Annotated in this window: 9 protein-coding genes; 5 read left to right on the plus strand and 4 right to left on the minus strand. The window is 42.8% G+C overall.

Annotated features, from left to right (window positions below):
• Window positions 1-2: 2 nt before the first annotated feature.
• Window positions 3-818 carry a glycosyltransferase gene (locus BN8899_RS07885; protein ID WP_187376816.1) on the minus strand — a complete coding sequence of 272 codons (816 nt, stop codon included), beginning with the start codon at window positions 816-818 and terminating at the stop codon, window positions 3-5.
• A gap of 200 nt (window positions 819-1018) precedes the next feature.
• On the opposite strand from BN8899_RS07885, the gene BN8899_RS07890 reads away from it, so the two are divergent.
• The 3 genes from BN8899_RS07890 to BN8899_RS07900 all read left to right on the plus strand — a co-directional run bounded on the left by BN8899_RS07890 (window position 1019) and on the right by BN8899_RS07900 (window position 5807).
• Window positions 1019-3508, plus strand: a complete 2490-nt coding sequence (locus tag BN8899_RS07890; RefSeq protein WP_065219003.1) for a YfhO family protein — start codon at window positions 1019-1021, stop codon at window positions 3506-3508.
• Between the two features lie 97 nt (window positions 3509-3605).
• A complete protein-coding gene (locus BN8899_RS07895; protein WP_065219004.1) occupies window positions 3606-4970 on the plus strand; it encodes a PCMD domain-containing protein in 1365 nt (454 codons plus the stop codon).
• 12 nt (window positions 4971-4982) lie between these two features.
• Entirely contained in the window at window positions 4983-5807 is an 825-nt protein-coding gene (locus tag BN8899_RS07900) for an outer membrane beta-barrel protein (RefSeq protein WP_018338104.1), read from the plus strand.
• Between the two features lie 37 nt (window positions 5808-5844).
• On the opposite strand, the gene BN8899_RS07905 is transcribed toward BN8899_RS07900, so the two are convergent.
• Window positions 5845-7086: a peptidase U32 family protein gene (locus tag BN8899_RS07905; protein ID WP_065219005.1), complete on the minus strand. Its 1242-nt coding sequence runs from the start codon at window positions 7084-7086 to the stop codon at window positions 5845-5847.
• Between the two features lie 161 nt (window positions 7087-7247).
• Here BN8899_RS07905 and BN8899_RS07910 point away from each other — a divergent pair, with 161 nt between their 5' ends.
• Both BN8899_RS07910 and frr read left to right on the plus strand, forming a co-directional pair.
• Window positions 7248-8504 (plus strand): energy transducer TonB, encoded by a 1257-nt coding sequence (locus BN8899_RS07910; RefSeq protein WP_065219006.1) that lies wholly within the window; start codon window positions 7248-7250, stop codon window positions 8502-8504.
• A 66-nt stretch (window positions 8505-8570) separates the two neighbouring features.
• Entirely contained in the window at window positions 8571-9134 is a 564-nt protein-coding gene (gene frr, locus BN8899_RS07915) for a ribosome recycling factor (protein ID WP_018338101.1), read from the plus strand.
• 35 nt (window positions 9135-9169) lie between these two features.
• Here frr and kdsB read toward each other — a convergent pair whose 3' ends face one another.
• Both kdsB and BN8899_RS07925 read right to left on the minus strand, forming a co-directional pair.
• Window positions 9170-9913 (minus strand): 3-deoxy-manno-octulosonate cytidylyltransferase, encoded by a 744-nt coding sequence (gene kdsB, locus BN8899_RS07920; RefSeq protein WP_065219007.1) that lies wholly within the window; start codon window positions 9911-9913, stop codon window positions 9170-9172.
• A gap of 13 nt (window positions 9914-9926) precedes the next feature.
• Complete coding sequence (locus tag BN8899_RS07925) at window positions 9927-12446, minus strand: M1 family metallopeptidase (RefSeq protein WP_187376818.1); 2520 nt, start codon at window positions 12444-12446, stop codon at window positions 9927-9929.
• Between the last annotated feature and the right edge of the window lie 2 nt (window positions 12447-12448).

Genomic DNA, 12448 nt, shown 5'->3' on the forward strand with positions numbered 1-12448 from the left:
TTCTATGACTTTTTTAGCAAACGATAAAAGAGTACCCTGAAATATGTTTTCCAAAATACATAATTACGGTAATGCCTAAAACTACCAATACCCAAAGGTATACTCTCCAACGATAAACCGAAAGGCGTCAAATCACGTTTACCTAACACGGGAACTCCCCGATAAAAACTATTACTCACATTACCCTCGTGAAAAACTTGCATCCATAACACCTGACCGGGAACAAAAACCACGCTTTCGGATTTTTCTCTTAAAGCTTTAAATAAATGGAAACGCAAACAAGACCATTCTCTGTGCAATCGATAAAAAATCCCCTTGATATTTTTTTTCTGACCTATATTTTCGACTAAACTGATAAACGGGCAATCCGGATAATAATAATGAGACAAATGTTTTGTATTATGATCATACACGTAACCAGAACAAAGCGATACCATAAATTCATCCCGCAATTTTACATGTTCCTGTATTGTACGAATAGCATCTTGATGCATACTATCATCGTTATCCAAACGAGAGGTTACCACCCATTCTGTCCCCGGGGGACACATTTCTTGCACATCCTTCACGTAACGCTCATCAAATTGAGGATATCCATCAATATAAATATAATGAATATGCGGATAGCGCGTTACATCGGGTAACATATCTCTTACCGATTGGGGAGTATCGATATCAAGATAAAGTAACCACGTGAAATGATTCGTACTCTGCCCCACCATGGAAGGAAAACAATATTGCTTGAAAAAACCTACACGATTGATAGTCCACGCGAGCCAACGATCATAATCATAGGTCACTTGCGGAAAGTATTTCAAATTAAATTGCGTAATTACAAAATGTTGAAATTCCATTATTATTAATCATCGTTTAGGATTTGAGGCAAAGATACTCTTTTTTATTATTGCTGATAGCATTCAGACTTAGTTATTCCCCACAATTTTTAAATACATTCCTCCATTTTGATAATTATATTTTTTACTTTTGCGGAAAATCGAATACACTAAAATACAAAAACATGAAGATGCCGAAGCTCAAATCGTTCTATCCTTATCTTGTAGCTTTTATCCTATTTATCGTCATTGCCTACGCTTATTTCCCGGCTTTATTCGAGGGGAAAATCGTCATGCAATCGGATATTTCCTCATGGCGGGGAGCGGCTAATGAAATTATCCAATTCCGGGAACAAACAGGAGAAGAACCTCTGTGGACAAACTCCATGTTCAGTGGTATGCCAACCACTATGATCTCGACCGAGTATAAAGGGAATTATTTAAAAAACCTATATGACAATATTTTCGTGGGCCCTCGTCCTGCAAGTTATTTGATCCTAGGACTTGTTAGTTTTTACCTGTTACTATTGGCTTTCGGGGTAAACCCATGGTTATCCGTAGTGGGGGCTCTCGCTTTTGGCTTCTGCTCATACAATTTCCAGATACTCCAAGTGGGGCATAACGCGAAAATGGTAGCAATAGCCATAATGCCCATGGTTTTGGCTTCCGTGGTCTATGCCTTCCGAAAGAATAGATTACTGGGTGCGGTATTCTTCGGGATAACGCTTGCCTTTGAGATTATGGCAAATCACCCGCAGATCACGTATTATCTGGCTTTTATCATTCTGTTCTACGGGATTGCACAATTGTATAAGGCTGTAAAGGAAAAAACATTGCCTGCTTTTTTCAAGACAGCAACATTACTTGTTGTCGCTGTCATTCTGGCAGGTGCAACGAACGTGAATCACCTGTGGCCCACGTGGGAGTACGGGAAATACACCATGCGGGGAGGATCTGAATTGACCTTGAATCAGACGAACCAAAGCAAAGGCGGGCTGGATAAGGAATACGCCACGGCTTGGAGTTACGGGATCGACGAAACGCTTAACCTGTTGATACCGAACTTCAAGGGCGGAGCTTCGGCGGGAGCATTAAGCAAGGAATCGGAAACTTATAAATTTTTGAAAAGCCAAGGAGCTTCCAATAGCGACCAAATTGTCAAACAATTGCCTCTGTACTGGGGTAATCAGGCATTTACCGCCGGACCGATGTACATGGGAGCTATAGCAATTTTCCTTTTCGTGTTGGGACTTGTATTAATCAAGGGACCCATGAAATGGTGGATCGTGGGGATTTCTTTACTGGCTTTGTTCTTGGGATGGGGACGGAATTTCATGTTCTTGTCGAGTTTCTTCTATGACTATATCCCGCTATACAACAAATTCCGCGTACCGTCCATGATGCTCGTGGTCCTGCAATTGACAATTCCTTTGCTGGGTATATACACGTTGAACAAGATTCTTAACGGGGAATTCGAGAAGAAAACACTGATCAAAGGATTGAAAATTTCTATCGGAATCACGGGAGGAATCTGCGCTTTATTCGCCATATTACCCGGATTAGCCGGTAGTTTCATCTCTCCTGCGGATAGTCAATACCCGGACTGGATACGACAATATTTACCCCAAGACCGGGAATCCCTGCTTCGTTCCGATGCTTTCCGTTCTTTGGTATTCATCCTGTTGGCAGGTGTCGCTATCTGGGCATGGGTGATGCAGAAAATCAAAAGTACTCACGTGGCAATTGCCATGGGCTTATTGATTCTTGCCGATATGTGGACGGTGGATAAACGTTACCTCAATAACGACCATTTCGTGCAAAAACGGGAATTCAATAATCAATATCAGCCTCGCCCGGTAGACAAAGCGATTCTTGCCGACAAAGACCCGAATTACCGGGTACTGGATTTAGCGGTAAACACGTTTAATGATTCGCACACCAGCTATCACCACAAAACCATCGGGGGATATAGTGCTGCCAAATTGCAACGTTACCAGGATATCATCGAATATTTCATCTATCCCGAGATGCAAAGCATCGGGCAAACACTGGAAAGTTCCCCGACCCTTTCAGCTTTGGAAGAAAGTCTTTCCAAGCAAAAGGTGTTGAATATGCTGAACACGAAATATCTTATCGTTCAAGCTAATGCCGCTCCTGTCAATAATAAATATGCCTACGGGAATGCCTGGTTCGTCAAAGATTATGAATTCGTGGAAACACCGGACGAAGAATTACTCGGTTTGAAACAAATAGACCCGAAAGAAACTGCCGTTATCAGTAAAGATTTTGAATCTGTCATTCAGGATAAAGGTTTCAACTTCGACGAGAATGCCACGATTCAATTGACCTCGTACGCCCCAAACAAATTGGAATACAAGACTTCGACAGCAAACGAACAACTAGCCGTGTTCAGTGAGGTATATTACCCCAAAGGCTGGAATGTTTATGTCGACGGCAATAAAACAGATCTCCTTAGGGCTGATTATATCTTACGAGCCATGATTGTTCCCGCGGGAGAACACACGATCACGTTCGAGTTCAAACCGGAGTCTTATTACCTGGGAGCCCGAGTTTCTGCCATTAGTTCAAGTCTTCTTTTATTGGCTTTACTAAGTGGGATTGTATTCTATATCACGCGTTACATAAAGAAAAAGAGTGACAGAAAAATCTTTTGAGGTGTTAAAATTACACCTCAAATAACCTTATTGACTTCGGTTTCGTATTTAGACAGATGGCATAGAAATTGCTGAGTATTACGAAAATTTAATATGTATGAGAAAATATTACGGGATTCTTTTACTAGCACTAGGAATATTGAGTTCTTGCGAGAAAGTAAGCAAGTTAAGTGATGATGCTAGAATTGCCTCTTTTACAATAATAGACCAGACGGAAGGCGTTATATTAGACAAAGAAGGCATTACAATTAATAATAACGTGGTGACGATCCCCTTGGATTATGGCAGGAAATTGTTCCCGTTTACGATAAAAGCAAATATGAAATTTTCGTCCACGACAGATGATGTCATTAGCGTGGATGAAACTCCTTTAAACCTTAAAGAGATTACATTCAATGATGTATACACTCCTCAAACCTTCTATCTCATTTCGGAAAGCGGGGTTCCTCATTTAGGGCAAATTATATTAAAAGACAAAAACAACGCTGATATTACAAATTTCCATATCACGAATTATACGGAAGAGGAAGTGGGAGTAACTATACATGATAACAATATCCGTATTAATTTCAAAGTTGATTTTGATTGGCCGGTTACGATTGAAGCCGAAATAACTCGTAACGGGAAAGTAAAAATCGGTTCAGCAGAATCTCCTTTCATATTCTCGGGTCCCAATGACAAAAAACAAATCACGTTGATTGCAGAAGACAATCAAGATGAACGGGTTTGGAATATACAAGTTGTTCCGACAATTGAAAATTCTAATTTCGAATCGTGGATTAATGTCGGTACTTCCAAAATAAACATAGACCCGACTCCCGGCATAGGACTAGGATGGGCAACAGCTAACAATTCTTTTGTACAAGGTACCACTCCGGTTCCTTATCAAAACGGGTATGCAGCTCAACTTCAAACAGGTATTCAAAACTTAAGTGGCTTGGGTATCGGAGAGTTAATAACAGCCGGAACAATATTCACGGGATACTTCAAAATGAACATTTCCGCTTTGAGCAATCCCCCGTTAATGACCTATTTCGGGATACCATTCATCATGCGTCCAAAATCTATTTCTGTTGATGCCAAATATGAAGCGGGAGTAAAATTCCAACAATCAGAAAAAATAGGACAAAATTCTTATAAGATAAAAGATCTTGCAGGAACTGATCAAGGACGTATATGGGTTGAATTACTTCGATGGGAAGGTAACGGAAACCTCGAATATCACGGGGATCCCGTCGAAGGACTTAAGGTTTTAGGCAAGGGAGAGATGATTTTTGACGGAGCCAATACAGCTTTACGTAATTGGAACAACCATACAATCCCAATTATCTATGATAACAAGTACAAAGATCTGGAACCAACACATATATCTATCGTAATGACTTCCAGTAGGCAAGGAGATCTGTTTATTGGAGCTAAAGGTAGTACCTTAACCGTTGATAACGTTGTTGTGAACTTTTAACCCGAGAAAAAAATGAAACTAATATACCTTCTATTTGTACCATTATTTTGTACTTTAAATACTGTTGCCCGAGATAGAAATCAATTAAAGTCTACCAAAACAACTTCGGCAGATACAATCTCCGATGAACAGGTAGAATATCGATTTGCTCTTGGAGTTCAGTTGGGAACAGACATCGGCGGGGCTATACCATTCCCGTTCAGCAATGTACCGGATGTATTTAATCCCTATCCTAAACTTTCGCCATCGTTGGGTGCAAAACTAACCTTCCCCGTAACAAGTAAATGGACATTGGGAGCCGAGGTCACTTACAAAAAAGTTTCGATCGATGCAGATGCACGTATTGACAATCAACGATTCCATGACGATAAAAACAATGTTATTTCCCGTTTCTGTGGGTCTGCCGAGATGTCAATGGATTTCACGATGTTGGAAGTCCCTCTTTATTTTAAATACACATTCAAAAATCAAAAAGATCGTATTTTGGCAGGTCTTTACGGGGCATGGATCATTAATGCTAAGTTTCGCAATACTGTAACCAAAGGTTACATGATGACCGATGACAAAGTCTACAATGGCTCTATCGATCCAGGTAATCCTTTACATATTAATTTTAGTAACATCTTAGACAGTTGGGATATGGGTATGATCGTCGGGTACGAACGCCAGTTATTTCCCCGTATTGAGTTAGGTCTGCGATTCAGTTGCGGATTCAAAGATATATTTAAACCCAGCAATCAATATTTTGATTACAAAATGTTGCACATGAGAGGAACGCTGGTATTGAGTTACAATTTATTCAATATCAAACCACCAAAATTGAATCCATTCAAGTGATATAAAAGAAAAGGCTGCAAAATTGCAGCCTTCTTTATTAGAAATTATCTACCAATTTATACAACTTATCCGATCGCCGTAACTTGGTTTCACAAGGCATAGAAAACACGGCACCTTTCTCGACCTGTCCCACGGGATCCTGTTCGAGCCGAAGTTCCGGAACAATCATTTGGACTACTCCCGTGTTCGGACCTATGATCATCACCTCGTCACCAACCTTTAAATCATACGATTCCAATTTAAACTCCCCAACCTGCAATTTCGTGAAATAATTCGTGACTTTACCGATACATACCTTTTTCTTGGTAGCCTTTGAACCATACACCTCGCTCCACTCTCCCAAACGCTGCCCAAGATAATAACCATCCCAAAAGCCCCGATTAAACACCGAAGCCAACCGTTCTTTCCAATCGGCAATCTTCTTCGCATCATAATTCCCATCCACGTATGCCTGCAAAGCCTCACTATAACACTCGCAGACCGTCTTCACGTATTCGGCAGAACGGGCACGTCCTTCGATTTTGAAAACCCGCACTCCCGCATCGATCATCTTATTAACGAAACCGATCGTGCATAAGTCTTTCGGGGACATGATATATTTACCATCCACTTCCAACTCGATATCACTTTCCGTATCTTTCACGGTGTAGGAACGCCGGCAGATCTGGTAACAAGCCCCCCGGTTGGCAGAAGCATTCATCTCGTGAAGGCTTAGATAACATTTCCCGGAAACAGCCATACACAAAGCTCCATGAGCGAACATCTCGATCTGGATTAAATTCCCCTTGGGACCTCTCAAATCATTCTGCACGATCTGACGATGAATAGTCATCACTTGATCCATATCCAACTCTCGAGCCAATACAACCACGTCGGCAAACTGAGCATAAAATTTTACAGCCTCGTAATTCGTAATATTACATTGCGTGCTGATATGCACCTCCACCCCGATAGAACGGGCATACAGAATCGCCGCGATATCCGACGCAATAATTGCCGTCAGCCCCGCCTCCTTCACGCAATCGATAATTCGATGCATTTTATCCAACTCGTTGTTATATATGATCGTGTTCACCGTGAGATAAGTCTTCACCCCTCTCTCTTTACAACGCTCCACGATATTTCGCAAATCATCCAACGTGAAATTCGCAGACGAGCGGGAACGCATATTCAATCCCTCGACACCAAAGTAGACGGAATCCGCCCCTGCCTGTAATGCTGCCTCCAACGATTCGTAAGAACCAACCGGAGCCATCACCTCAAAATCTTTCCTTGTCATATCATTATTTTAATGATACAAAAGTAATCCGCTTCATCGAAAAAACACCTTTTTTAGATTTTAAAATTTACAAAACTCTTCATTTCATTGCAAATACCAAAATTTCATTCTATATTTAGCTGTAATAAAAGAATGAAATCTATCACGCAAAGACACGAACCATGATATTCAAGCTATACACCCTTAACCGACAACTTGTCACCAAGTTACAGGTATTACTCGTGAGCATTTTCCTCTTGGCTGGAAATTCCCCAAGTACCGCGCAACATCATTCCGAACAAACCAAAGACAGCACGGAGAATGAAAAAGTATATATGTTCGTTGAAGAAATGCCGATTTTTCCTGGTAACTTGAATTCCTGGATATACAGTCACGTGCAATACCCGGAAGAAGCAAAAGTAAAAGGCATCGAGGGGAAAGTATATGTTCGTTTCATCATCGAGAAAGACGGAACGGTCAACGAGGTAAAAATCATCCGGGGCGTATCCCCCGAACTGGATAACGAGGCAAAAGAAGTCATCACTTCCATGCCGAAATGGTATCCCGGCAGACAAAATAATACTCCCGTTCGGGTATATTACACCGTACCCGTTTACTTCGCTTTAAAAAGTGCAGCCCCTGCTATTGAAAGACGTACCTTTGACAGGTATTTAAAAGCACTTTCCGAAAATGAAGAAAAATTAAAACAGGACACGGATACCGTAGCATCGTCTTCTGCCGAGATGTATCGCCTTTACCTGAAGAAACGCTACGGCTCGGACAAAGCCGCTTATAAAGGAATTATAGCCTCCGCCCGAGAGCAACAACAATCCGCGGAAATTATGCTGAGCATCGTGATGCCTTCCCTCTCTCTTCCGGCAGAAGATAAAAACATGATCTTGAAGTATTACAAGGAAGAATGGGACGAGCAGATTAAACTTATTGATAGCCTACCAACCGAGAACTTTATCAAGGATTACGTGAACATTACCCCCCGTTTCCAAGACAATAAAGTAATTCGGGAAATCAAGATCAGGGACTATCTCGGACTAAAGAAATTCCGTAAATATGTCGAGGAATGTATCTTCAGTCCGGGTAAACTGTTCCGTACCATTATCGCCAACCCGCTCGCCGGGAAATGGGAAAAAATATCCGAAAACGGTGTTGAAGTCAAACACCCGATACAAAAGGAATATTACGATGACTTCTCTTTCATGACCTCCGAGGGGACAAAAGGAACATACAGGATCACGACAGGGCAACAGCTTTCCGAATCATCGCAAAACGTGAAAGTAAAAGATATCATAGAGTATTCCGCCATATACCAATTCGAGGCGAATAACCAGATTCTGGTACTCTCGGGGGAAGCCAATCTGAAATTGGCAAACGGCACCTTGAAAAACGTGCAGGTAAAGGAAACCTGGCGCAGGATAGAGTAAAAATGCAGATTTTTTTATACCTTTGTTTGGTTCGTTATGTGAATATTAAATCAAACTAAAAATTATATGAACGAGGAAGTACAATTTTATCTCGACGAGGCAAAAGAGAGAATGGAATCTGCTCTGAATCACTTGGAATCCGAACTTAGTAAAATCAGAGCGGGAAGAGCCAACCCGAAAATCTTACAAGACGTGCTAGTTGACTATTATGGTAGTCCAACCCCGTTATCACAAGTCGCCAATATATCGGCTCCCGACCCTAGAACGATTGCCGTTCAACCTTGGGAAAAAAGCATGATAGCCCCCATTGAGAAAGCAATCATGAATGCTAACCTCGGACTTAATCCCGATAATAACGGAGAAATGATCCGTATCAATATCCCGGCTCTCACAGAGGAACGCAGACGTGACCTCGTGAAACAAAGTAAGGGAGAAGCCGAAACAGCTAAAGTAAGTGTTCGTAACGCCCGCCGGGATGTGATCGAGCAGGTGAAGAAAATGGTGAAAGACGGGCTCCCCGAGGATATGTCCAAAGATGCTGAAGCCGTGGCTCAAAAGATGACCGACGAATACGGTAAGAAAATCGAGGAATATCTCGCCAAAAAAGAAAAAGATATCATGACAATCTAACCTTATAAACTAAAGGATGTGTTTGGACACATCCTTTATAACTTTTGAAGATCTTCCGGAGTATCAATCCCTATCGATTCGTGATCCGTGATGCTCACGGCAATCGTGTAACCATTCTCCAACCAACGCAATTGTTCCAACGACTCTGCCTGTTCCAGTATTCCTTGGGGGATAGAAGTCACCGCTTTTAAAATCTGCGGACGATAGGCATACATCCCGACGTGTTTGTAGTAGGGAGTCCGGGCAAGCCATCCGTCACGTTCCGCGCCCCGGCAATAAGGAATCGGATTGCGGCTAAAATAAAGCGCCGTGTTTCTCGCGGAAAACACGACTTTCACCTTGTTCGGGTCAAAAATATCATCGTTCTTCTCGAAAGGCTTTGCCAACGTGGCGATTTGTATTGTCGGCTCTTCAAAGCAGGAGATTAAGGACTCAATCTGTTGTGGGATAATAAAAGGCTCATCGCCCTGCACGTTGACCACGACTTCGAATTCACGATTCAAAACCTTACACACCTTCTCGTACGCCTCGTAACAACGGTCGGTACCGCTACGATGCTCCGTGGAAGTCATCACCGCACGTCCCCCGAATGACTCAACGGCATCATAAATCCGGACATCATCCGTCGCCACGTAAACATGGTCAGAAACTACTGCCGCTTTTTCATAAACATGCTGTATCATCGGCTTTCCGGCAATCTCCACCAACGGTTTTCCCGGGAAACGGGTAGAAGCGTAACGAGCTGGAATTAATATCAATGAATTTTTTTGAAGTGTCATAACCTATAAACATTTAGCGTTCATGCTCTTCTGAATGAAGACGTCGTAAATGATCTGAATTGGATAATATTTTTAATTTCAAATTCTGCGGATAATTCGGGTGCTTTTCCAAGAAAGTGTTAACAGCGGAATAAGCATTCTTCCCGGTATGCCCGGAAAGCCCGGCGTTCAACCATGCCGACGGGAAGAATATATCTCCCGTTTCCTGAATCTCTTTCAATTTATCCAACATCCGGGGTATATACTCCTCGGCGTCCATTCTCCGCCGCGGATGATTCAACCAACGCAAACATTCTTCCACCCACACTTCGTTTATTCGGTTCTCGTTTTTTAACAAGGCATTGAACACGCTGTCCCTGACCTGCTTATTACCGGATACCGAGGGTAACACGTAAGCGAAACGATTCTGCAAATCCTTATTCTTAACGGAATTCATGATATACATATTCATCACCTCGTAAATATTGGAATCCCGCAAAACAAGGTTAAACGCGATATTCAATTTATCATTGTCATTGATCGTCAAGTCTTGCAACGTCCTCTCTCCTCCCAGTATGTCTTTGATAAATTCACCGACCTTGGGTGAAGAATAAATAGCCAATAAAGTATTGAAATAAGATTTCTTATTTCCCGCATCGTGGTCGAGCATATTCACGCAAAAACGTTCCAATTCCTCTTGCAACAATTGACGGCTTCCCTCGTCCAGGTAAGTCGTGTAAACCGTCCTCAAGAAACTCAGCGTGCGATTTACCACCAGATTATTCTTTTCGTGAGGCAAGTGCTTCATGCAAAGTTTCAGGAAAAACTCGCCCTTCACCTTCTTGTTTAACACGCCCTCGTACAGCAACTGCCAGGCAACCGCCCGGTAAAGCGCATGGTCTATCTGGCTCAACTCTTTACCAAGAAATTGGATGCCAAATTCCGTCGGCAGGAAACACCCGTATCCCAGCACGTCACAATCCGGCAAAACCACTCTGTTATTCCGGAATCCGGTTAATGTATCTTTCAAGAATATCGGTTGGCGACGCAATTCGCCGAAAGAAGTCATCCAACACACGGATACCGATTGAGGCCAAACCCGTTTCTTACCGCTCGGGTCTATCATGGAAACGGCTTCCTTGCCGAATTCGATCACGGGCGCACCGCTCTCCTTGATCCAAATTTCATTCCAAGCCTGCAAATCCTTCCCGGTAGAATTTCCCAACAACTTGATTAAATCATCCCAATCCGCGTTGGAATACGCCCAACGCCGTAAGTATCTCCGCAATCCCATCTGCAACTGGAATTCGGAAATTTCCTCTTCCAGCATACGCATCACGATAGGAGCCTTGTGATAAATAATATCCCCGTATAATGTCCCCGCATCTTTCAAATTATTCAATTCCTGCATGATTGGGTGAGTCCCTTTCGTACGGTCTGTCCGCAAAGCGGGTTCATAATGATTCAAAAAGAAATTCAAGCGATGGTTTACTTCAGGGTATAACTGCGCTATAATCTTATCTGCCATAAACCCGGCAAACACTTCCTTGAGCCACACGTCATTAAACCACTTCATCGTGACGTAATCGCCGAACCACATATGTGCGGTTTCATGGGCGATCAACTCGCTCCGTTTCACCTGTGCCGACAAATCGGCATTCCGGTCGAGGAAAAGAGAAGATGACTTGTAGAACGTGGCTCCCGGGTGTTCCATTCCCCCGTATTGAAAAGCGGGAATCGCCACCACGTTATAGTTATCGAAAGGATATTCGATCCCCGTGTAACGCTCCATCCATTCCAGCGAATGGCTCACCTGTCTTACGATTTCGGGAATACTGGCATTGATCTTTGCCGTATCCGTTTCCCGGTGGTAAATCCCGATCCAGCGCTTTCCCACGAACCGCTCCGTGTACGAGAATCGTCCCACGGCAAAAGCGAACAGATAGGTGCTCAAAGGTTTTGTTTCCCCGAACTCGCAAAGCTGGTAATCATTGAAGTATTCTACCCGGATAGATTCCCCGTTCCCGATCGCTTTCCACCCGGCAGGTATTTTAAGCGTCAATTTAAAACGTGCTTTTATATCCGGTTGGTCAAAACAAGGCATCAACGTCCGGCAACGATCCGGCACCAGCAAGGTATACATCATATCCTCGCTCCTGTTTAGCGACGACTCACCCGCGATAAATTGGATTGACAACTCGTTCCGCCCCTCTTTCAGATACTCCGGTTGAATAATGATGTGTTCATTCTTAAACGTGTAAGGCACTTTCTTACCCCCGGAAGTCACGGACAACACCTTGCCCTCTTCCTCCTTGAAATCCAGAACTACCGGAGCCAATTCCGATAATTCAAAGAAGATCTCCGATTCTGCCATGATAGCCTCATTCTTTTCCCTGGGAATAGAAAAGTATAGCCGATAGGATACGCCTCCGATATTGGATTTACGTTCTTTCGCCAATTCGAGGGAAACCCCCTTTTCTACTTTATCCTGGACCTTATTACAAGCAACCAGCGATAGCAGCAAAGACACGACTATGGATACACGACACACCACGT

This window comes from Butyricimonas sp. Marseille-P2440 (assembly GCF_900091675.1).
Lineage (GTDB): Bacteria > Bacteroidota > Bacteroidia > Bacteroidales > Marinifilaceae > Butyricimonas > Butyricimonas synergistica.

What these genes read in the sequence shown, in the direction of transcription:
- BN8899_RS07890 (WP_065219003.1), top strand. Translation starts at nt 1,019, where the DNA reads ATGAAGATGCCGAAGCTCAAATCGTTCTATCCTTATCTTGTAGCTTTT.
- BN8899_RS07895 (WP_065219004.1), top strand. Translation starts at nt 3,606, where the DNA reads ATGAGAAAATATTACGGGATTCTTTTACTAGCACTAGGAATATTGAGT.
- BN8899_RS07900 (WP_018338104.1), top strand. Translation starts at nt 4,983, where the DNA reads ATGAAACTAATATACCTTCTATTTGTACCATTATTTTGTACTTTAAAT.
- BN8899_RS07905 (WP_065219005.1), bottom strand. Translation starts at nt 7,086, where the DNA reads ATGACAAGGAAAGATTTTGAGGTGATGGCTCCGGTTGGTTCTTACGAA.
- BN8899_RS07910 (WP_065219006.1), top strand. Translation starts at nt 7,248, where the DNA reads ATGATATTCAAGCTATACACCCTTAACCGACAACTTGTCACCAAGTTA.
- frr (WP_018338101.1), top strand. Translation starts at nt 8,571, where the DNA reads ATGAACGAGGAAGTACAATTTTATCTCGACGAGGCAAAAGAGAGAATG.
- kdsB (WP_065219007.1), bottom strand. Translation starts at nt 9,913, where the DNA reads ATGACACTTCAAAAAAATTCATTGATATTAATTCCAGCTCGTTACGCT.